This is a genomic window from Streptomyces sp. NPDC087310 (assembly GCF_044744405.1).
Classification (GTDB): domain Bacteria; phylum Actinomycetota; class Actinomycetes; order Streptomycetales; family Streptomycetaceae; genus Streptomyces.
Genome location: NZ_JBIUYF010000001.1, coordinates 150078 through 171680 on the forward strand (window position 1 = coordinate 150078; position 21603 = coordinate 171680).

General features: G+C 69.1%; 19 protein-coding genes. 6 read left to right on the forward strand and 13 right to left on the reverse strand.

Going from position 1 to position 21603, the window contains the following annotated elements; all coding sequences use genetic code 11:
• Positions 1 to 18: 18 nt before the first annotated feature.
• Together ACIO3P_RS00685 and ACIO3P_RS00690 are read right to left on the reverse strand one after the other, a co-directional pair.
• The gene (locus ACIO3P_RS00685) at positions 19 to 2814 is read right to left on the reverse strand and encodes a DUF6603 domain-containing protein (RefSeq protein WP_401849657.1); all 2796 of its coding nucleotides are present in this window, start codon (positions 2812 to 2814) and stop codon (positions 19 to 21) included.
• Between the two features lie 82 nt (positions 2815 to 2896).
• Positions 2897 to 3622: a hypothetical protein gene (locus ACIO3P_RS00690; RefSeq protein WP_401849659.1), complete on the reverse strand. Its 726-nt coding sequence runs from the start codon at positions 3620 to 3622 to the stop codon at positions 2897 to 2899.
• Between the two features lie 461 nt (positions 3623 to 4083).
• Between ACIO3P_RS00690 and ACIO3P_RS00695 the strand changes: the two genes are divergently transcribed.
• Positions 4084 to 5253, forward strand: a complete 1170-nt coding sequence (locus ACIO3P_RS00695; protein WP_401978113.1) for a hypothetical protein — start codon at positions 4084 to 4086, stop codon at positions 5251 to 5253.
• A gap of 1584 nt (positions 5254 to 6837) precedes the next feature.
• On the forward strand, positions 6838 to 7362 hold the full coding sequence (locus ACIO3P_RS00700; RefSeq protein WP_401849662.1) for a hypothetical protein: 525 nt from the start codon (positions 6838 to 6840) through the stop codon (positions 7360 to 7362).
• 296 nt (positions 7363 to 7658) lie between these two features.
• On the opposite strand, the gene ACIO3P_RS00705 is transcribed toward ACIO3P_RS00700, so the two are convergent.
• From ACIO3P_RS00705 to ACIO3P_RS00715, 3 genes are read right to left on the reverse strand one after another with little or no spacing between them, the layout of a single operon-like run.
• Positions 7659 to 7841: a S1 RNA-binding domain-containing protein gene (locus ACIO3P_RS00705; RefSeq protein ID WP_401850178.1), complete on the reverse strand. Its 183-nt coding sequence runs from the start codon at positions 7839 to 7841 to the stop codon at positions 7659 to 7661.
• Between the two features lie 30 nt (positions 7842 to 7871).
• A complete protein-coding gene (locus ACIO3P_RS00710) occupies positions 7872 to 8366 on the reverse strand; it encodes a DUF6114 domain-containing protein (protein WP_401849664.1) in 495 nt (164 codons plus the stop codon).
• A 2-nt stretch (positions 8367 to 8368) separates the two neighbouring features.
• A complete protein-coding gene (locus tag ACIO3P_RS00715; RefSeq protein WP_401849666.1) occupies positions 8369 to 9010 on the reverse strand; it encodes a DUF6230 family protein in 642 nt (213 codons plus the stop codon).
• A gap of 638 nt (positions 9011 to 9648) precedes the next feature.
• On the opposite strand from ACIO3P_RS00715, the gene ACIO3P_RS00720 reads away from it, so the two are divergent.
• Positions 9649 to 10326 (forward strand): Tat pathway signal sequence domain protein, encoded by a 678-nt coding sequence (locus tag ACIO3P_RS00720; RefSeq protein ID WP_401794880.1) that lies wholly within the window; start codon positions 9649 to 9651, stop codon positions 10324 to 10326.
• A gap of 205 nt (positions 10327 to 10531) precedes the next feature.
• Complete coding sequence (locus ACIO3P_RS00725) at positions 10532 to 12112, forward strand: helix-turn-helix domain-containing protein (RefSeq protein ID WP_401849668.1); 1581 nt, start codon at positions 10532 to 10534, stop codon at positions 12110 to 12112.
• Between the two features lie 240 nt (positions 12113 to 12352).
• On the opposite strand, the gene ACIO3P_RS00730 is transcribed toward ACIO3P_RS00725, so the two are convergent.
• The 5 genes from ACIO3P_RS00730 to ACIO3P_RS00750 form a co-directional block, all read right to left on the reverse strand.
• A complete protein-coding gene (locus ACIO3P_RS00730) occupies positions 12353 to 12730 on the reverse strand; it encodes a toxin Doc (protein ID WP_329823943.1) in 378 nt (125 codons plus the stop codon).
• Complete coding sequence (locus tag ACIO3P_RS00735) at positions 12730 to 12972, reverse strand: hypothetical protein (protein WP_329823942.1); 243 nt, start codon at positions 12970 to 12972, stop codon at positions 12730 to 12732. Before ACIO3P_RS00735 ends, ACIO3P_RS00730 begins: the two co-directional genes overlap by 1 nt.
• Positions 12973 to 13323: 351 nt before the next feature.
• Positions 13324 to 14142 (reverse strand): hypothetical protein, encoded by an 819-nt coding sequence (locus ACIO3P_RS00740; RefSeq protein WP_401849670.1) that lies wholly within the window; start codon positions 14140 to 14142, stop codon positions 13324 to 13326.
• Positions 14143 to 14154: 12 nt separating this feature from the next.
• Positions 14155 to 14643: a hypothetical protein gene (locus tag ACIO3P_RS00745; protein WP_401849673.1), complete on the reverse strand. Its 489-nt coding sequence runs from the start codon at positions 14641 to 14643 to the stop codon at positions 14155 to 14157.
• A gap of 9 nt (positions 14644 to 14652) precedes the next feature.
• Positions 14653 to 16107 carry a helix-turn-helix domain-containing protein gene (locus tag ACIO3P_RS00750; RefSeq protein WP_401849675.1) on the reverse strand — a complete coding sequence of 485 codons (1455 nt, stop codon included), beginning with the start codon at positions 16105 to 16107 and terminating at the stop codon, positions 14653 to 14655.
• A gap of 173 nt (positions 16108 to 16280) precedes the next feature.
• Here ACIO3P_RS00750 and ACIO3P_RS00755 point away from each other — a divergent pair, with 173 nt between their 5' ends.
• Positions 16281 to 16739 carry a hypothetical protein gene (locus tag ACIO3P_RS00755; RefSeq protein WP_401849677.1) on the forward strand — a complete coding sequence of 153 codons (459 nt, stop codon included), beginning with the start codon at positions 16281 to 16283 and terminating at the stop codon, positions 16737 to 16739.
• The gene (locus tag ACIO3P_RS00760) at positions 16736 to 17074 is read left to right on the forward strand and encodes a DUF6415 family natural product biosynthesis protein (RefSeq protein ID WP_401849680.1); all 339 of its coding nucleotides are present in this window, start codon (positions 16736 to 16738) and stop codon (positions 17072 to 17074) included. Before ACIO3P_RS00755 ends, ACIO3P_RS00760 begins: the two co-directional genes overlap by 4 nt.
• Positions 17075 to 17173: 99 nt before the next feature.
• Here the strand turns inward: ACIO3P_RS00760 and ACIO3P_RS00765 are convergent, their stop codons facing one another.
• The 3 genes from ACIO3P_RS00765 to ACIO3P_RS00775 are packed head-to-tail and all read right to left on the reverse strand — an operon-like array spanning position 17174 to position 21392.
• Positions 17174 to 18232 (reverse strand): LacI family DNA-binding transcriptional regulator, encoded by a 1059-nt coding sequence (locus ACIO3P_RS00765; protein ID WP_401794837.1) that lies wholly within the window; start codon positions 18230 to 18232, stop codon positions 17174 to 17176.
• Positions 18233 to 18273: 41 nt separating this feature from the next.
• Positions 18274 to 20388, reverse strand: a complete 2115-nt coding sequence (locus ACIO3P_RS00770; protein WP_401849682.1) for an alpha-galactosidase — start codon at positions 20386 to 20388, stop codon at positions 18274 to 18276.
• Positions 20385 to 21392 carry a hydroxyacid dehydrogenase gene (locus tag ACIO3P_RS00775; protein ID WP_401849685.1) on the reverse strand — a complete coding sequence of 336 codons (1008 nt, stop codon included), beginning with the start codon at positions 21390 to 21392 and terminating at the stop codon, positions 20385 to 20387. Before ACIO3P_RS00775 ends, ACIO3P_RS00770 begins: the two co-directional genes overlap by 4 nt.
• Between the last annotated feature and the right edge of the window lie 211 nt (positions 21393 to 21603).

Sequence of the window (21603 nt, forward strand, 5' to 3'; positions counted from 1 at the left end):
GCGTCAGTGCCTTTCACATCAGGAGGTCATGGCAAGCGGTTCGGCACCGGTCATCGACCACAGTCGCTCGCAGAAGCCGGTCGGCTCCTCGACGGCGCCCACCTGCAGCCCGTAGCGGCCCCATTCGCGCATCAGCGTCTGGCGGGTGGCTTTCTCGGACTTGCCAAGAGCCTGATGGGCACGGTCTCGAGAGCCGGCCGTCGGCGTCGCGTCAGCTGTTGCGCAGGCCGGCACCACGCCGTCTTTGGCGTAGTCGTTGTCCAGGTCGTCTTCCTTGATGGGATCCAGCGGATGGCTGGCTCGCGGTCCGAAGACCATCTCGAGGCCGGTCACCGCCTCGTCTACGAGTTCCTCCGCTCCGCGCGCGGCGGGCGCCTTGCCCGCCTTGAGTGGTTCGCCGAAGGCGCTCGCGGGAACCTTGGAGGTCAGAACGTTGGTCTGCCAGCCGGCCGGCTGCACGGGCTTGCCGCCCTGCGCCACGGTCACCGTGCACGTGGTGGTCACCTTGGCGCCTTTGCTGCCCATGGGCCGGATGTTCACCTGCGGATGCGGATGGGTGCTCTCGTCGAGCACCGATGTGGCCTTGCCGTCCTTGCCGGTGACCTCCAGCTGCGAGCAGGGCAGCGGCGTGCTCAGCACCAGGGTGAAGTCGTGCGCCGACACCCCCAGCACCTTCTTGCCCTTGTCCTTGTCCTTCTTCTTCTGCTGCTCCGTCTTGTCCGCCGGGTCCGGCAGCAGCCCGGCGGTGACCTGCACGTCGGGCTGGCGTCCGTGCAGGATCCGCTCGTGGAACTCGGCCCAGGACAACTGCTGCTCGGCGGCGGGCCGGTCGGCGCCGAATTTCACCGTCAGGTCGGGTACGACGGGCAACGAGATGGTGGCCGTCCCGCCGGTGGGCGGCCCCCACACCGTCAGCGTCAGTCCGGGATGCAGGTTCAGGCCCAGACTGGGCACCGTCACCCGCGCCGTGATCCCCAGATCCACCAGGTAGGAGAACGGCTCCCAGTGCACGGCCACATGCAGGTGGGCTTCCAGCGAGGCGCTGGCCCAAGAGGAGGAGCAGGATGCCTCCAGCCGGCCGCCGAGAGTCACCATCGACGGTGTGACGGCCGCGTAGCACTCCCCGCTGATCTTCAGACCGCCGGCGGCCCAGTTCAGGCCCAGCCGCTCCACCGCCGGGTAGTGCGCGGGCCGCTGGTAGTCGGGGTGGTAGCCACCGAGGGTAACCACGAAATCCCCGCAGTGCGCGGAGGGGCTGATCCATGTGCAGAACGCGAACCCGCCCGTCAGGTGCACATCCGGGTGCAGCAGATAGCAGCGGGCCGGATCCAGCTCCCCCAGCACTGCGATCGCACCCGTCGAGGACCGGTAGGACGCGTCCATGTCCAGCGCCAGCTGCGCGTAGGCGGTACCGGTCTGCGGAAAGCGCACCGACGCCTCCGCCAGCAGCTGCACGATCACATCGCCCGGCGCCACCTGAAGCGCCACCACCGCGGTGACGTCCACGAGCTTGAAGACCTGGAACGTGGCGCCGGCCGCGGCCCATACACTGCCCGGCGCCGGATGTACGTGAGCCTTGAGGTATTCCAGCGTCTGCAGCGCTCCCTGGTCCACCGGCAGCTCGGCCGCCATCAGAGGATGCGAGGCCACCTCCCGCGCCGAGGCGGGCAGCACCAGGGTCGAGTTGTAGCCGAACCCCGCGGTCAGCCCCGTCAGCACCACCGGGCCGAGCGGCACCTCCAGTCCGGTCAACTTGCCGATCACGAACGCCGAGGTCAGCCCGCCCTTCAGATGCGCGTACATCCCCGACGCCGTCAGCCCCACCGACGGCGTGGTGACCTTCACCGCGCCCGCCACCAGCAGCTCCGGGGGTTTGTACTGAGGGTCGCGTGCCAGCGCCCCGGACACCTCCACCCCGCCCGCCCGGTACGACAGACCCAGCCCGTCCAGCCGCCCGGCGACCTCGAAGTCCCCGGTTTTCGACCGGGACAGTTCCAGTCCCAGCCCGGTGGTGGCGAAGACCACCGGGCCCGCGCCGAACGAGGCATCCACCAGCACACCGACCGAGGTCTGCGCGCCCCCCGCCAACACCGCTCCCACTCGGTGGACCTGCAATGGCCCGAGCGTCTTGTTTACCGCCACCCATAGCGCCGCCGACGCCGCCGCGCCGTCGTAGAAGACCTCTCGGCCCTGATGACCGGTCCCGCGTGTCTTCTTCTTCACACCTCCGCCCAGCGGCACCCACACCCGCACCGCCGACACCCCGGCCCCCAGGGACACCTCCACCCCCACAGCCGCCGCAGCGTTCTGCAGATCCTTCTCCTCCAGCTGCAGCCCGGCCTCCTCCGGTGTTCCCGGCGACAACAGCCGTACCAAGTCAGCCCAGTCCGCGGTCACCTCCCCCGGCTCGGCCTTGCTGCGGGCGGCAAACCCCAGCCCCGTCAGCTCCCCCATCCCCGCCGGCACACGAGAGCCCACCAGCGGCAGGTCCTTCAGTCCCACCTGCGGGCGCACGCTCGCCAACAGCACCGTGACCCGCTTCGCGGCCGGTGCCGAAGCCGCCGATGCCACTCGCACCACCCACGGATGCTGCGCCACCGCTCCGGCCAGCCCCGCCCCCAACGCCGACCCGGCCGGCTTCGGCGGAGACTCCACGCGCAGCTGCGCCTGCGTCAGCAGCGGAACCCACTCGGCCAGCCCCTCCGGCACCTCAGACAACAGCATCACCGCGTTGTCGTCCGCGATCCCCTCGCCACTGGCCCGGTCCGTTTCCTGTGCCGGTGAGTGCTCCACCTCCCCGTCTGCCTCAGCCACCGCTGCCCGCCCCCCGTGCTCGCCGCGCCACAAGCACCCCGCGGCCCCACGCCCCGTACGCCTTGCCGACCGTCTCCACAGCTCAGCCCTGCGCTTTCGCCAGAACCGCCATGAAGTTCGCCACCTCAGAAGCGGGCGGGGTGAAGACGGCCTTGCCCACCGCCGGAACCGCGCCCTTGACGGGCTTCTCCACCGTCACCGTGAACGCGGACTCCGTACTGCCGTGATAAAGCCGCATGACCCGGATACCGTCGGCGTCGGCCGCGTGAGCATCCTTACACCGGTCATAACCCAGGAACGCGGCATCGACCGGCTCCTTCACTCTCTCCGGCATCGCGAAAGGCGGCCCCACCTTGTGGGACCGCAGATTCCACATCCAGTACACACTGCCGGCTTCCTGGCTGTGGCCGAACAGCAGCACACGGTCCGGATCATCCATCTCGCACGCCCCACTCAACAACTGGGCATCGATTCCCGCAAGCTCCGGCGGAGTGGACACCGGGTCGGCCTTGCCGGCCGGCTCCGGATCGAACGCCAGCACCTTCACCGCCTTCCCGTCCGCCAGCACCGCGTGCAACAACACCCCCCGGTTGGGCGGCTTGTAGCAGAACAAGTCCACGAGCCTTTCCCCTAACTGGTCTTTCACCATGGGAAATACTGCGCCATACGCCCGCGGCCCCTGCGTGAGAGGCAGCTCGTGAGGGCCGGCATCGTCTTCCCACACCGATTCAGGCGCCCCCGACGACTCGTTCTGGAAAAAGTTGCGCACGTCCGTGCCCTGCAACCAATACACCAACGGAGCGTTCACCCACTCCACCACAGGGCGCCGGGCAACACACGCCGAAGGAAATTGACTCGCACCCACAGATCCTCCCAGGATCATGCCGTGTGATGGATTGGACCGCGGAACCTCACCCCGACGACACCACAGTTGTCCATCTTCAGCCAATCGACGTCGGCCCAGGCACCGTCAGGTTCACTCCCCAGCACGTGACAGATCAGCCGTGCAGCCCCGATGCCGCCGGATTGGCGCTGGATGAGCAGCCAGTACCTCGCTGGCCAGCCCATGCAACCGTGCATTTGGGCGCTCCTTTCACCCGAAAGTATTCAAGTGTGAGAGTCCCGATAACCTCGGCATCCCTGCCTGGAACATTCCGTGCACACTACTACCGGCCCCGACCAGGACGCTAAGACGCCAGAGTGCTTTTCCTCGATGCGGCGACAAGCCCTCATCACCGGACCAGCGCCACACATCACCTGGAGGTTCACGTGATCAAATTGCCAGCCAGCAGGACCCCGTACTGCTGGAAAGATACTTTCGGCAAAACGGAACTCTGCGAGATTTCTCTCACTCCTAGCGAAAAGTTGGATCCTGACGCTAATCCGCTTTTCGCAGTAACCGCTCTCGACCGAGCCTTGTTGAGTGGTTTCCTCTATGACGCCCAACACCGGCTTGCCTACAATCATAGTGAGGAAAGCCAGTTGGTCGGGACTGGTGATGCCGCACCCGCTACGCGCGAAATGAGCGGCAATCTGGTCTGGTTATGCCATGACGGCGGAGCCAGTGCACCCACTCTTTACGGTCTCGGGGCTGGCAATCAGCTTCTACAGTTCCCGGAGCCAGTCAAGGATGCCACGTCCGGGCAGATGACGAGGGCCACCGGCACGCCAGTCCATTACACCATCCCCATGGACGGGGCCCCCTACGTGGTTGACTGTGCCATCGCCCCATGGCGCGATGGAGGCAACAAGCTCCAGACCATGGTGGCCATCACCAGGAACCACTGGTCCCAGAATGGTCACAGCGAGGACTACACGACTCTCATCGTGACGACCCTGGAAGCCATCCATCACTCCGACTTCGCGAATACGCGTGGCCTGATGCCATCCGTGAAATTCGACTACCCCTTGGGATGGGTCGCCATCGCCCCGGATGCGGCCTCCGTCTGGGTAACACCAATCACAACTTACCACTTCGGGAATGGTGAAAAATGTAAGAACGCGTACCGCGTGCACGTGGAAGGCAACAAACTAGTGGTGAAGACGTTCACCGTCAAATCGGGCATCGTATGCGGCCGGGTCGCTTTCCAGTGTGATGATCAAAACAAACTGTGGGCTGCCGTGCCGGTAGACACCGGCCTGGCCCTGCTCGCCGCACACGCCAACCCGTCCTCCGAGATCAAGTACATCGATGCGAAGGACATGTACGGCGATGACAGCTGGACAATGCCTGGCAGCCACAACACCGTCTGGACCCTAAGAAATGCGGATTTCAATCAGCATGAAGATCCGAGGAGGACCCTGTGGCAGAGACTCACCCAATGGGACCTTGGGACCGGGACAGTGAAATGCAACGGCCTGCTCCCACCGGGCAAGGCTCCCTGTAAATCCGACTCGGATAAGGATCGCTGGTACCGAGACTTCGGTGTGGCGCCATAAGCAGTATGTGCCGCCCTCAGATCAACAAGCCAGACCGGCGCCACGCGCTCCCCGGCCCAGGACTCTCGTTCTCGCGGTTGGCATTGGAGCTGCACGTAGGGAGCCGATGCCCGAATCGGCCGTGATGGACGGTCCCTGACGGGCGACGGATACGACTGCGGGCACGGCTTCCAGTGTGATCACGGTGGACTCGACCGATACGGTGGTCACCTGCGACGCGCTGCTACCCCTGACCTATCCCGCACAGTTCTTGGTCGAGGAGAAAGGTACGCACTACAGCGCTGTACTCACGGCAACCATCCCAGCATTCATGCGCTGGTGAAGAACCTGTCGTGGAAGGAGGTTCCGCTCCTGGAATCCGTCCGGGCCACCGCGCACGGCAGTGAAGAGGTCCGCAGGCTCAAGGCCGCCACAGTGGCGGGACTGCCGCCTCCGCCCGCCGGCCAGACACCTGCAGATCTCCAGTCGGCGGCCCACTCTGCGCACGAGCTTGATGGCACATCATGCGGACGCTGCTGACGCGGCCCAACGCGTTTGTGACCCTGACCCCTACGCCCCACCTCCACGTCCCCATCCATCACGACCAAGGAGACCAGGTTCCTCCACACCGCGCCGGCTTTCTACCACGTCCACTGAAGTCAAGATCGAGATGCGGATGGCCCGGCACTGCTGTCCACTGAAGACCTACCAACTTTCCTGCATCCATAACACGCTTCTCCATTAGCTCGCGAGGTATTTCATAACCCTGCCCCCGCATCGATCACACGGGAGGAGAATACCTATAATGCACGAAAAAGCCGCAGATGTTAGCGAGGCCGACCGAAGCCGTATCGAACACCGCGTCGAAACGCCTGAGCAAGAGGCCATGTATCTGCGGATGCTCCGCGTCCGGCGAGCTGGATACTTTCTGTGCATGCTTACGATCTCCACGCTCGGCCTAACTATCTCACCAGCGGTTGCCGCCCCCGACCCCGCAGTTCACACGGGCCCGCGCGCCCCGAAAACAGCAGCGAGTGTTGCCCTTTTCGCAGACCTTTGGCACCGTACCCCGAGACCTGATGTGGCTAGCGGCCATCTCGTCCAAAGCCAGATTGAGGTAGCTGCCCCGGCGAATGCCTTGTGGCAAGACGTCCCCACCATCGTCCGTGGTAAAAACGGAAACGCTCCACTCCAGCCGCAAGTCGCCCCCCGCCTCAACAGGATTGCCCGCGCTCCTGGCATGCCCATCGGGGAGACGTATTACCGGTACCACTACAACGGCAAGAGCCCACTAGACCCACAAGGGAAATTCGCGAATTTCTGGATCGGGACTGGAGGGGAATTTATGAATCAGGCCGGAGGATGCAAGGCAAACAAGTTTGGCCCCGCCGTACCGGCAACGACGCACCCCTTCCCCGTTGTCCCGGCAGGAAAAGCATACTACGAATACGACGCCACGGTGCATTTCCAAAGCTATAAAGCAAACAATCGAGGAACGGAGCGCTTTGTTCTGGAAGTAGCGACCGGGGAACTCTGGTACACGCCAGATCACTACTGCCACTTCTACCCCAATCCCTACTAGCACCTCGAACGGGTGAGTACTTCATGACTGACACCGTCACCCCGCTAGGGAATATTATGATCGGAAAAAATACGGTCATCAACTTGACTATCGATCCGACTGGTTTACGAGAATTCGGATCCTGCTCTCATGTCGACGTCAAAGAAATGGCTGGATGGATCAAGCAGAAATCTGGACTTCCAGCCCCACCGGCACTCACCGACTTCACGATCCAGAGTCTCCTGGTCGAGGTGTACACAGATCCCGGCACTTCAACGCGGAGCTATTCTTTCGATCTTAATGTTGAATTCGATATGGGTGCAGCCGCAACAGCCGATCTAACGCTCCAGATCTCTTTCACTTCTCCACACTCCGGGAGCACATCCGCGTCTCTTCAACTGGGAGCAACACTGCGTCTACACATGCCCACCGACCAAGGCCCCGACGAGATGGCGTTCAATGGAATGATCGAGAAGAAGGGCGGCGGGTGGACCTTGACGGCCGATTGGGAGGCCGCGGATGAAGGGGTGGCGATCACAGATGTAGCGAAAGCCCTCAACGTCTCGTGAACCAAGGCACTTGAGGACATGGAGTCTGGTAGTAATAACCTCCGCCCCGAACTCAAGGCATGCCGCGCCTTGCTCATGCCGGGGCACCCTGGTGGTCCCCGCCCTCCGCATTCTGACCGTGGCCCGGGACCTGTCGCCCCCGTCCCGAGCACTCCATCACCCCGATCGCCGACACCTTCGCCAGTGCTCTGACCGCATAGGTTCGCGGGGTTGGAGCGGTGCTTCCCTTGCGCTGAGCGGGCGCTCAGGCGTTCTGGAACTCGCGTGCGAGGAGCCGTCGCGGGAGCGTAGAGGAGTCACCGGTGGTCAGATGAGCCTTGTCGTCGAGAGAGAACGAGCCTGCGTCGCTCCCGGTCGATCTCAGTGACGACGACCGTGACCTCGTCGCAGGCCTGGACGATATCTGACGGACTTTCCACAGGCGTCGATGTGAGGTTTCGCAGGTGGACCAGTCCCTCGATCCCGTCGGTGACCTGGATTCGCGGGGTGTACGGTACCGCGCCCGCGGGTCAGGACGTGGGCCGGCCCGTCGCGGGGGCGGCGGAGGCGGCGGGCGCGGCAGACGCGGCGGCGCGCCTGCGGAAGCGGCGCCGGCGGCGCGGCTCCTGGTCGGGCAGCCAGCCGAAGGCCATGGAGCTGCCGATGACGCCGAGGAGCAGTCCGACGAAGAACCCGCCGAGGTTCGAGGTGACCCAGGAGCCGAGCGAGGTCAGCACCCCGATGACGGAGTAGAAGAGCCGCTGGGCGGGGTTGAGGACCAGCAGCAGCCCGCACACCGCCATGATCAGCGGGAGGACGTACGCGGCGACGCCGCCCGCGCCCGCCTGGAGAACGACGGAGATGGACGCCTGCTCCGTCAGCAGGATCTCGCCCCCGCCGAGCAGCAGCAGGAGTCCGCCCCAGAACGGGCGGCGGCTGCGCCAGGTGGCGAAGGATCGCCGACGGCGGCGCCCCCCGGCCGGGACGGTGGTCCCGGCCGGGCTGTCCGCTTCGGGCGGGACCACGCTCAGCAGCCCTTCGAACTGAAGTTGAGATGCAGGTTGGGCAGGGTGAACCGGGCGGCCGTGGTGGCGTAGTTGGTCTGCCGCAGGTTGGTGATGACGACGCTGTCGGCCTGCTGGCCGAAGACGCCGAGCGGCCCCTTGACGCCCGCCTTGGTGAAGGAGCTGGCGTCCCCGCCGATCTCGATGTTGTCGAAGTCGGCCTGTTTTCCGCTGAGTTCGGTGGAGTCGGTGGTCAGGTCGGTCGCGGACACCGGGGTGCCCTTGTCGCCCGCGGTGATGTGCAGATACGTACCGCCGAGCTCGACGCTCTGGCACAACTTGGTGAGTTTGGCCTTCTTGATGGCGGAGACCACGACCAGCACCTGACCGCCGGTGTCGCCGGCGTTGGGGCTGCCCTCCGCCATGCTGTCCAGCGCGCCGAACTGCTCGAAGCCCTGGGCGTCCAGACGGTCGGCGGTGACCACGAAGGGCATGCCGGAGATGGCGAACTGCGCGGCGATGGCGCCCTGCGCGGTGAGGACGACGAGCGTGGCGGCCACCGCGAACGCCGGCACGCCCATGACGGCGGCCCGGCGCAGCCGTACCCTTCCCCGCCGCTCGGCTCTCTCGGGCGTTTCACCGCCGGTGATTTCGGACGTGGCCATGAGCTGCTCCTGAAGGTGTGGTGACCGGAACGAGCTTGCGCGGCGGGGTCCTGGCGCGGACGGCTCCCGGCGCCGACAGGGCTTCCCGGGGTGGCGACGGCGCGGCCATGGGAGTCGAGGTGAAGTTACTCCCAGGTATCGTCGGGGTCAACAGCCTTGTGAAAATTGGGTGTTGTTCGTGTGTGCACCGAGGCGCGGTGCGCTCGCACGCCCCCGTGGGTACCCTGGCCGGACGTCGACCGGCGCATCCGAGAACCCCGCTGACGTCCGAGTACCGTGGGTAACTTTACTCGGCGACTTCCCCCTCGGGGCCTTGACTCGGCCCACCGGACAGGTCTACAACGCTCTTGGGTTTCCTTCCGTGCCGCGCTCCTCCCCGGCACGGGAACGGGTCCATGGCGCTGGGCCCGTTCCGTTCCCTCTCCGCCCCTCCCTCTGCCGTTCCGGAGCACCGTTCTCCCGCTCCGGCACCGCTGTGCGGGCCCGTCACCCGGCCCGCACGGCCGGATCCGTCCCGTGTGTGCGCCCCGTGGCAGAGCCGCGGCGGGGCGTACGGCGTGCTGCGCCTCCGCCGCCCCCAACTCGGGCACGTCTCCGCTTCACCCCGCTCAACTCGCCCCTCGCGAAAGGGACTTCGCATGCGCGCACGACGCACTCTTCTCTCCGTCGCCGGCCTCACCACCGTGGCCGCGCTCATGGCCATGGGCCCGGCCTCCGCCGCCGGGACCTCCGCGGAGGCGGGCAATGTGCTCACCTACGGCAGCGCGGCCGGTTCCGCCGTCGCCGTCGGCGATGTGCTCACGTCCTCGCTCAGCTCCGGGACGACCGTGGCGATCCGTACCACCTCCGGCGGCACGACCGGCATCACCTGCACCAGCTCGCAGTTCACCGTGGCGGTCACCGGCAACCCGGCCGCCCCCGGCACCGCCACCGAGTCGCTCACCGCGCACACCTTCGGCGGGTGCACCAGCAACATCCTCGGCACGACCGGGGTGCAGAGCATCACCGTCGAGCATCTGCCGTTCACCACCTCCGTCACCTCCGCCGGGGGGCTCACGGTGGCCGCGGGAAGCGCCGGCGTGGTGCAGACGACCGTCAAGCTCAGCACCATCCTCGGCACGACGACCTGCGTCTACACCTCGACGGGGCTGAACGGCACGACGTCCAACGCCGACAACTCCATCACGTTCGCGAACCAGTTGTTCAGCCGGTCCTCCGGGCCCATCACCTGCCCGGCCGCCAGCTACTTCTCCGCCAAGTACGGCCCGGTCAAGGACACCAGCCAGTCCGGCAGCCCGAGCGTGTACGTCAACTGAGCCCGGCGCGGGCCCCGTCCGTCCTCCGGCCGCCCAGGGCCGGGGGACGGACGCGGGCCGCCGGGGCCCGGCGGACGAGGCCGACCGTCGCGGCAGGGCACCCCTCGGGCGGACGTACACCACCGCATGAGTGAAGGAGGCGGGGTGACCACGCCGTAGACTGTCCCCCTTGCGGGGGCCGTCGGGGGTCGTGGTAGGAGATCGCATGCATGGCCGACCCGGTGTGCCGGACCCGTCCGCACACCCAGGTCCCCCCGGGCCGGCGCAGCACGAGACATCGCCGCCGGCCGGCCGGCTCGACGAGCTGCTCTATCTGGTCGGCCGGCAGGCCTGGCGGCCGGACGTGGGGGTCCAGGGAGTCGTCGACTGGCTCCACCGGCAGCTCGGCACGGAGGTCGCCCTCGTCGGCCGCGCCCATACGGTGGAGCTCGCGACCCCCGGCTTCCCCCGGGAGATCCTGCCCGCGCTCGAACCGGTGCTCACCCGGCTGGCCACCGGCCGGATGGCCGCGGCGGCCACCGAGGTCGGGGCGGTACGCGTACGGCTGGAGGGGGTCGGCTCGGAGAACCCGCGCCGGGTGCTCGTCCTGGCCGGGGCGGACCGGCTGACCGGCCAGGAGGCCGCCGCGGCCTCGCACACCGGCCACATCATCGCCCTGCTGGACCGGGCCCGGGCGGCCGACACGGCGTTCCGCGGCTACCAGGAGAAGGCCCACCAGATGCGGGTGGCCCTCTTCATGGCGCTCATGGCGGGCGACACCGTCCTGGCCCGGCGTATGACCACCGGGGCCGTCCCCGAACTGCTGGGCGCCGACCGGATCCGCGTCCATCTGCTGCGCTGCGCGCCCGCCGACCGTGACCGGCTCGCCCAGGCCCACCAGGACCCCTCCGGGTATCACGGCCGGGCCATGATGGTGCGCTGCCCGGTCTACGACGAGCATCTGATCTGCATCGTCGCCGAGGACGAGGACACCCCGCCGGAGCTGGGCGGCGTACTGCGCGAACTGGTCGCCGAGAGCGAGGAGTACGCCCTGGGCATCAGCGCCCCGCACCCGCTGCGCGCGACGGCCGAGGCGTACGAGGAGGCCAGGAACGCGCTGGCGGTGGCCGGCAACACCCCCGGCAGGGTGGCCGGCTACCGGGGGCGGGAGCCGCTGGAGCGGCTGCTGCCGCGCGAGGAGGCACTCGCCTGGGCGCGCGCCCTGCTGCGACCACTGCGGTCCCTGCCGGAGCTGACCGCCGAGACCACCCGGCTCGCCCTCTTCTTCCCCCGGTCCGGGGTGGCCGCTCTGCTGGGCATCAGCCGCAACACCGTCACCGCCCACCTCGCACGCTCCGAGGCCGCGCTCGGCCTCGACCTCCGGGACGTCCGCGCGCGTGCCGCGCTCGCCCTGGCCCTGGCCGTCACCGCGCTGCACCAGGACGGTGAACCCGCCGAGGTACCGCCGCCGGCCGGCGCGGAGCCACCGTCCGGCGGCGGGACGGCAGCCGCGTGGGCCGCGGACTTCCTCGGTCCGCTGCACGACGCCCGCCATCGGCTCGTCCGCGACACGCTCCGTACCTGGATCGAGTCGAACGCCGACGCGCAGCGGACCGCCCGGCGCCTGGGCAGCAGCCGGACCACCGTCGCGGCCCGGCTGCGTATCGCGGAGCGGCTGCTGGGGCGGGATCTGCTGTCCACCGGCTCGGGCGTCCACGAGCTCGTGCACGCCTTCCACTTCTCGGGAGAGAGCCCGCAGTTCTCGCGGTGGGGCCCGGCGCCGCACGGTCCTGACGGTGCACCGTGACCAGCACGCCGCCCGCCTGCCCTGCACTGCGGCACCGGATCCGCGCCGGACTGTGCACCGTGCACACTCCGGCCCCGGATTTGGGCGTCGTGACCACCGAAACTCGCTTTCGCACAGGCGGGCGATCGCGGTGTACTCGTTCCCGGCGATGCTTCCGGCCGCCCCGTACGGGGGTCAGGGCGGCCGGGCGCTCGCCGGTGCGCGGCAGGTGGACCGGACCGGGTCCGCCCGCCGCGCGGATCAGATGCGCCAGCCGCGAATCCGGTCCGCGGCCTGGTAGACGCTGGCCTTGCCCGACTGGATGGCACGCACCAGCTCGACGAGCGCCCCGTACGGCGGGTCGATGCCCTCGCCCGAGGCGTGCATGTACGCGGCGGCCACCTGGCAGGCGTACAGGCTGTTGCGGTACGGCAGCGGCTCCAGCCGTACCAGGGTGTGGATGAGAGCCGCGGCGCGCCAGGACACGTCGGGTTCGCTCGTGGCCGGGCGCGGGATGCGGGTCTTGTGCCGGGCGACGGCCGCGACGAGCGCGGAGTAGTCGGCCACGGACACGTCCTCGGGGACGGCCTGCTCCTGTACGTCAAGGAGCCAGGCCACGTCGATGTACAGGACGGGCATCAGGCGGCTTCCACCTGCCGCCCGGCGCCCGGAGCCGGTGGCACCTCGCCCGCGAACGCCTCGTCGAACTCGCCCCGGTGCTGCTCGCCCCACGCGACGGCGTAGCGGACGAACTGCAACCGCTGCTGTTCGCGCAGGGGCAGGTCGTGGACGTACTGCTTGAGCGACTTACCCTCGGCGGCGGCCGCGGCGCGGACGGCTTCGAGCTCGTCGTCGGTGAAGCTGATGTTGAGTGACGGCATACCCCAACGGTACCTAATAGGTACCGCGCCGGGAAAGCGGGCCGTCCGCCCCCTTCCGTCAGTCCTGGTCGGGCAGGTAGGAGGCGAACTCGATCCCGCTCAGATTGCAGCGCCCGTCGTGGTTGTCGTAGATCCGGATCCGCCGGTACGACGCCCGCCGCTCCAGCCCTCGCCTCGTACCACCGCGCGGTGTCGACGCCGCTGACGGTGTGCAGGTCGTGCCAGATCACCCCGTCGTCGGAGCCCTTGACGACGGTGCCGTCGGCCCGGGCGAGCTGGTTCGACCGCGGCAGCAGCCGGATCACGTCGATCACGACGGGGCCCGCGTCCCCCGCACCATTTCCATCCGCATCACACGCTTGCCGTTGTCGTCGAGGCGGTGTGCCGGGCGTAGCCGCGAGCGTGCAGATTGCGCAGGGCGATGTGGAGGATGTTGTCGTTGAGCGCCTCGTCGCCCCGGTGGCCGAGGGTGCGGTGGAACCACTCGGGCAGGTAGTTGGTGGACTCGCCGTAGTTGGCGACGTACCCGTTCTCCCGGGTGTGGCCGGCCTCGGTGACGGTGGTGTAGTGCCGGCCCAGCGGCACTCTGCGCACGACGTTGCCGTCGCGGTCGAGCTTGCTCCTCGCCAGGCCCTTGACCACGTAGCGGCGGTAGTCGTCGGTCCAGCGGGCCGTGGTGTCGTGGTAAAAGAGCGAGTGGAAGAGGTCCAGGTCCTGCCCGTCGGGACCGACCAGCACCTCCTCGCCGAGAAAGGGCTCCCAGCCCAGTGCCTCCCCCGCGATGCGGTGGCTGCGCGCCCTGCCCTCGTAGAACGGCGAGCCGATCACCCGCAGCCCCTCGTGGGCCTCCCACGCTCCTTCGTAGGTGTACATGACCTGGTTGAAGATGTACGAGAGGCGGGAGCGCGCGTAGTCGGAGTTGGCCTTGAGCACCCGTTCCCAAGCGCCGCGCCGGGTGAGCCGGCCGCCGTCCCACCCCACGCCCTTCAGCGAGGTCTCGCCCTCGCTCGTACCGGTGGTGAACTCCTCGTCCAGGAAGGCTTCGAAGGCGGCGCGGCCGAGGATCCCGGGGTCGGCGATGATGTTCTCGACGATGTACAGGGCCTCGCCGAGCGCCTGATGTACCGCGCGCCCCTGCTCTCCTCCGGGAGGGCAGGGGCGCTTCGTCATGTCCGGAACGGCTCAGGTCCTCCGGGCGGCTCCGTCGGGCCAGACCACGTCCACGGGGACACCGGCCGCGCGCGCCTCGGCAACGACGTCCGCCGTACCGCCACCCTTGCCCGCTGCTGGGGGCGCGCCGTTCCACACTGCGACGAGACGGTCCGCACGTTGCAGAAGAACAGCGTTCGCCGACTCGTACGCCTGCCGGTTCGCCGTCTCATGCGGCATCGTCACCACTTCGGCGGCAGCCCCCACCAGGCGGTCGAAGGCTGTCGCATGACTCGGCTTGACCTTTGCTGCCCGGTAGTCCTGGGAGGGGATCACCACAACGAGGCGACCGCCGATGGCGGTCACCTCCTCCGCGAACAGCGTGTCGGACCCGGCCGCGATGCACGACACTCCGGTCAGATCCTCCCGGTACGGCGCCAAGACCTCGCGCAGCGCAGCCCGTACGAGCGGCACGCTCTCCTCGGTCAGGTCCATGTGCCCCGTCACGGCCAGCGTCGTCATGTCCACCCCTCAGCTCGACAGCAAGTCGCGGATACTGTCCCGCGCTTCTCGGACCGTACGCGATGTGCTGTGCCCCACGGTGTACGGGTAGAGCTGGCCGAGCTGGCTGCGGACCCTCCCGGACTGGGTGAGCCGGGCGGCGTCCACCGCCCGGTGTGTCTCCTCCGCGCCGCCCGCGACATCGCCAACAAGGAACTGGCATTCAGCGAGGCCGATCCGATCCAGCGCGTGCGAGCGCCCCGCTTCGGTCCCGCGCGAGGATAGCGCACTGCGGATCTCGGCGGCGGCCCGCTCCGCGTGCCGACGCGGGTCCTGCCGCGCGAGGTCGAGGAGTCGGCCGCCGGTGACGCCAGCCAACTCGGCATCGTCGAAGTACGCAATCCAGTACGGCTCTTCCTCGTCCGGCCCGGCGGTGGCGAGTACTTCGGCTGCCCGCGCCGTTGCCCGCTGGAATCCTGCGGTACGGCCCTGCGCCGCGTACGCCCATGCCTCCCGGGTGTGCAACATCGCGCGGACACGCGGACCGATAACGTCTCGGGCCCCTTCCTGCGCCAGGTTGATGAGCTGGAGGGCATCGTCCGGGCGATCTCGGTAGAGCATCTGCCTGGCCATCCCCGCCAACACGTTGACACCGAACACTGTGTCATCGCCCGCGTGCGCCGACCGCAGAGCGAGCCGGTAGTACTCCTGCGCGCGCCGGTGCAGGCCCGAGTCCCAGGCCATCGTCGCGGCCGTCCCGGCGAGCTGCGCCATGATCCGGTACAGGCGGCTTTCGACCGCTGGCACCTGGTGGTCATCGAGGGCACTGGCGACCTCGCTGAGCTGGCCGAGCACCGCCTTGCGCCGGAGCCCGCCGCCGTACTGGTGGTCCCACTGCCGGAACGCCTTCGCGGTGATCTCCAGCTCGTCTATCTCCCGCATCCCTAGTCGGCCCCGGCGGGACGGCGTCGGCAGCGCGGCGGCGGGCTGGAGCCACCCTTCCAATGAGTCGAGCAGGACGGCGCCGGTCACCGCGGCTCCAGCCAGCGCGCGCGTGACTGCGCGTCGGTCCATCACGAGATCGCTCCTCGTCAGGTCTGCGGCCAGGTCGATGGTGGCGTCGGGCCGCCACGGAACCTCGTCGGCTGCTGGGCGCTCAACTCCCGGCGACTCTGGCGGGTGCTGTGTCTGCTGCTCGTGTTCCCATGGGCGTGGCGCGAGACCGAGCATGTGCCCGGGAATGCGCAGCCCATCGGCGATCCGGCACATCACCTCGAAAGACGTGACGCGCTGGCTGCCGCTGATGATCGTGGACACCTTGCCGGGGGTGAGCTGGCAGGCAGAAGCGATCCTGTTCTGGGACAGGCCGCCCCACTTCTTGATCAGTGCGAAGACCGCGGCGAAGTCGTGCTCAGCGAGGGCTCGCTGTACGTCGTCTCTGTCGAGGACTTCGGGGGCGAGCGGGCCGGGGGTGGTGGCTGCCATGGAGGCCGACTTCCGGAGCGATCCTATGCACGCGCGGGCGCCTTACTGGAACGCCAACGAGCGTATTACCGCCTCGGTAACCCCCGCTGGTTATCCCGCAGTCAGCAAATGAAGCCGACGCTACTTCCATGACTCGGTCGGCTGATGAGAGGGGCACAGGGATGCCCGCCAGAGTGAACGTTGAGACGGCCATCGTTCAGTGGCTCGCGTCTTCCATCCGGGACCCCGAGATCGCTCTCCGGGACTGGGAGGACGGCCGCCTCGCCATCCTTGGCCTGGGAACCGTCTTCGAGGCCGTCAAGGCCCCGCAACGTCTTGTGCACGCCGCGGCCGTGGCCCCCGAGCAGTCGGCGGTGGCCACGGTGCTGGCTCAACTCGGCGGGCCCGTCATCTGGGCGCCGCCCACCTGGTACATGATCCTCGTCTCCGCTGGCACCGCCAGTGACTGGGACTCCCCTCATGCTGGGGTGCTCTTCCACGGCAGCTACCTCCCGGTGCCCAGCCTCGCCCGGACTGGCCCGGAGGGCATCCACTGGGTCGTGCCGCCGGTCCACGCCGACACGCTCTGCTCCCCGGCTGCCGTCGCGCAGCTACTGGATGTCGGCCACCGGCGCCAGGGCCTGTCCCGATGAGCGTCAGCGCCATCGAGACCACTCTCGCCGAGTCAGCCGCTCCCGCCACCACGCGGCCCAGCCACCCCGAGTTGGTCGCGGCCGCCGCAGCGTTGCGGGCTCACATCACGGACCTGCTGCCCGTCGCCGAGAAGCAGGTTGACGGCCTGTGGCGGGGCGGACCGGAGTGGTGCGGCCGTCGGACACGCCTGGACATCGCGCAGCGTCACGCGTCCGACGTCATGCCGGCTTTGCCGCTCTCCGCCCACGTGTACGTATCCCTTCTGCGCCGCGATTGCGAGTGGCTCCTGGAGCACTACGGCCAGGCGCTACTCGCGGCAGGGGCGGCGCGGTGAGGGACGGCGGCGTGTGGGTGGGCGACGAGGTCCACGACGAGCGCACTGGTCGGGACGGCATCGTCACGGACGTAAGCGGTGGTACCGTCGAGGCCGGGCTCAGCGGCCGGGACGCACCGTGGAGCCGCGTACGACGATGTGCGTGCCCAGCATCTGGTGCTGGGCGTCCGGGAGTTCACGCCGGTGCAGGGCGAGCCGTACGGCGGTGCGCCCCAGCTCCTCGTGCGGGATGCTGACGGTGGTCAGGGCCGGGTGCAGGTCGATGGCGACCGGGATGTCGTCGTACCCCACCACGGAGACGTCCTCGGGGACCCGCACACCGCCCTCGCGCAGCGCCTGGAGCACCCCGGCGGCGACCATGTCGGTGGCGGCGAACACGGCGTCGAACTCGGCGCCGGACGCCAGGAGTTCGCTCGCCGCGCGGTATCCGAACGAGCGGGTGAACACACCGTCGACGATCAGCGCGGGATCGGCCTCCCGGCCCAGGGTCTCGTGGGCGCGCAGGAACCCCTCGACCCGCTGGCCGCTGGTGGACAGGCCGGGGACCCGCCCGAGGAAGGCGATCCTGCGGTGTCCCAGGCTCAGCAGGTGGGTCGTCATGGCGAAGGCGCCGTTCTCGTTGTCGTACTCGACCACGGTGGCGGGCACCCCCTCGCCGAGCGGGGGCCGCCCCACGAGCACCAGGCGTGAGCCGGCCCGGTCCAGGGCGTGCGCGAAGTGTGTCATGCGCTCCTGGTACTCCTTGTCGTCCCAGGCGCCGCCGACCACGATGACGGCGTCGGCGCGCTGCTCGCGCATCATCTCCACGACGGCCAGCACGCGCTGCGGGTCGCCGTGGGTCGTGCACAGCATGCACAACCGCCCCTCGGCGGACGCCTGTTCCTCGACACCGCGGGCGACATGGGCGTAGAAGGGGCCGGTGACGTCGTCGACGACGAACGCCACCGTCTTGTTGGTGGATCCGCCGAGCGCCCGCGCGTGCGCGTTGACGACGTAGTCCAGCTCGCGCATGGCGCGGAGCACCCGGGTACGGGTGGCCGCGGCCACCGGATAGGTGCCACCGAGCACCCGGGAGACCGTCGAGGCGGACACCCCGGCGCGTTTGGCGACGTCCCTGACCGTCGATGCTTCCTTACCGGTCGAACCCGTCGCGTTCATGTCCACGTGTGTGTCCCCTCGGCCTGCCGCCTGCGTTGCGCTCACGATAGTGGAGCGGCGGCACAGGAGAGCCGCAGCAGACGGGCCGACGGCGCCCGTGGCAGATCGATCCGCAGCCGTCCGCGCTCCGCGTCGAGCACCGCGCCGCCGGGCGCCACCTGCGGGTAGACGGGGACGACGGAGTGGGTTCCCGCCGGGGCGTCCAGCTCGCACACCTCCTCGGCGCCGCCTCTGCGCCAGATCGCGAGCAGTGTCTCCGTACCGGTGTCGAGGGCGAGCGCGAGCCAGTCGTCGCGCCAGCCGGGCAGTCCGAGCGGCCAGGAGGGCACGGCGTGCGCCAGGGTGCTTCGGTAGCCGCGGTAGCTGTCGAGCGCCTCGGTGACCAGGGCGAGCCGATCCGGTGGGAGCAGGTCGATCCTGCCGCTGAGGTGGACGCGGCCGAGGAGCGCCGACACCAGGGTGAAGACGATCTCCTCGTCGCTCTGTCCCGGCTGGGGGCAGGCCCAGACCGCGCCCTGTTCCGGCGGTACGGCGACCGGCGCGGCGGCGGCCACGGCGGCGAGGAGCAGGGCGTCCTGCTGATCGGTCAGGGACTGTACGGGGACGTGCGCGAGGGTGGCGTGGTCGATGCGCATGCCGCCGGCCGCGCAGCCTTCGAGGACGAGGCCGGGGTGGCGGTCGTGGACGCCGTCGATCCAGTCGAGGTAGGCGCGGTTGTGGGCCAGCAGGCCCTGGCCGGGGCCGTGCGGGCCGCTGTCCGTGCCGGCGCCGATGTCGATGTTGTAGTCGAGCTTCAGATAGCCGAGGCCGAACTCGGTGACCAGCCGGTCCACGGTGGCATCGAGATGGGCGCGCGCCGCGGGGTGGGTCAGGTCGAGCTGGTGGCGGCCCCACTCCGTGAGCCGTACGCCGTCGCGCCGGAAGAACGCCTCGTCGGGCAGGGCGGACGCCAACGGGCTGCGTACGCCGACGACTTCGGGCTCCAGCCAGAGCCCGGGGATCATTCCGGCGGCCTTGACGGCGTCGGTGACCTCGGCGAGTCCGCCGGGGAAGCGGGAGGACGAGGGCTCCCAGGCGCCGACGGAGTCCCACCAGCCCGGCACTCCCCCGGGGCCCTCGCCGGCCCGCTCGTCGTCGTACCAGCCGGCGTCGACGACGAAGTACTCGCAGCCGGTCGCGGCGGCGGCCCGGATCAGGGGCAGCAGCTTCTCCGTCGTGGGGTCGCCCATCAGGCAGTTCATGAAGTCGTTGAACACCACGGGGAGTTCGGTGGTGTCCGGGTGCGGGCGGCGGGTGGCCCGACGGTGGCCGGTGAGGTGCGCGATCGCCGTGTCCCGGTCGGGTGCGAGCGCCACGGTGACGGGCACGGTGGTGAAGCTCTCGCCGGGCGCGAGCCGCAGCGACCAGGCGTGTTCGCGCCGGGTGGGCCCCGACAGCAGCAGGAGGATCTCGTCGAACCGGTCGGCGACCTCGGCGTGCCAGGAGCCGTTGTGTTCGATCTGCCAGGCGAGGACGGCGGAGGGGCCCGCCAGCCACCCCGTCGGGAGGTGTTCCGAGGAGGGCCACGCTCCGGTGCTGGTGCGGGTGATCCGGTTCTTGGTGCCGGTCTGGCCGAAGCGGGTCATGCCGGTGTCGACCAGTCCCGCGTCGCCGAGCGGGGCCCCGCTCCAGCGGTACTCGCCGCTCCACGGGTTGGTCGCGGTCCAGATGCTCACATCGCGTTCCCACTGCCCGGGGCCGGGCGCGCCGAGCAGCTCGGCGATCCCGGCCAGCACGAAGGACGACACACTCTCCACGTCCAACGGGCTTTTCCCGGCGGTCACCTCGGTCCAGGTGTGCAGGACGGGCGCGCCGTCGTCGAGCCGGTAGTGGGTGGCGGCCCGCAGATCCGTCACGGGGTCGTGGGTCCGTACGGTGAGCTGTCGGTCGGCCGTGGTGTGACCGGCGTACCGCAGCCGCCGGGAGACGGAGCCGTCCACATGGCGCTTGCCCGAGGTGCCGGTACGGCCGTGTCCGGCGAGCTCGATCTCGACGAGCGGCAGGGCGGCGCGTCCGGGGGCGGCGCCGAGGGCGAGCCGTGGCGGGTGGCCGGCGTCGGTGGTCAGCCGCAGGGTGAGGGCGTCGGTGCCCCAGATGATGTCGGGGTGCGGGGTCATGCGGCTCTTTCCAGTTCGGCACGGTCGACCTGGTGGGAGAGCGGCACCCCGCGCAGCAGCCGCTCCAGTTCGTCGATGACGCAGAGGCCGAGCCGGTGCAGCTCGTTGCCCTGCGAGCCGGCGATGTGCGGGGTGACGAACGCGTTGGGCAGGTCGAGGAGCGGGGAGTCCGGCGGCAGGGGCTCGGGGTCCGTGACATCGAGTACGGCGCTGATCCTGCCGCCGCGCAGCTCCTCGACGAGCGCCGGGGTGTCGACGAGGCTGCCGCGCGCGGTGTTGACGAGGACCGTGCCCGACTCCATCAGGGCGAGTTCGCGGCGGCCGATGAGGTGCCGGGTCTCGGCGGTCGCGGGCGCGTGGACGGTGACGATGTCGCTGGTCCGCAGCAGTTCGTCCAGGTCCAGCAGGGTGACGCCGAGTCGCGCGGCCTCGGCGGCGTCGACGTACGGGTCGGCGAGCGCGACCCGGAAGTCGAAGGGGCGCAGCAGTTCGATGACACGGCGGCCGATGCGGGACGCTCCCACGATGCCGATGCGGCGGCCGTAGTTCCCGATGCCGGGGATGACCTCCGCGAGGGTGAAGGTGCGGTCGGCGCGGTAGCGCTCGCGGGCGGCGAGGAGTCCCTTGCCCACGAGCATGATCATGCCGAGGGTGTACTCGGCGACGGGCAGGGCGTTGGCGTCGGCGGCCGAGGAGACGACGAGTCCGCGCTCCCAGCAGCCGGGGGTGATCAGGCTCTTGACCGAGCCGGCGGAGTGCAGCACGGCCCGCAGACCGGGGGCCGCCTCCAGCACGCCGGTGTCGATGGCGGGGCTCCCCCATCCGGTGATGAGGACCTCGGCCCTGGCGAGGGCGCCGGCCACCCGTGGGTCGTGGAAGTCCTCGGCCACCAGGGTGGGGTCGATGTCCACCGAGGCCCGGAGCCTGGCCAGGGCGTCGGGCGGAAAGAGCTTCGGCAGGTTCTCTGCACTCATGGCGAACAACGCCAGGGGACGCTCGGGCAAGGGAAGTGGCCTCCGGCTCGGGTCTGTGGCTTCCGTATAGCAACCGATCTCTACGCTAAGCACCCGTGCCCGAGAGGGTCAATGGTGCGGTGTGACAGAAACGGCACCTGAAGAGGGAGTTAAGCGTCACGGTGGGGCGCAGCGGGCACGTCCCGCGTAGAGACCGGTTTCCGAATGGATCAGCCGGATCGGCCGGATCGTGCGGTCGTAC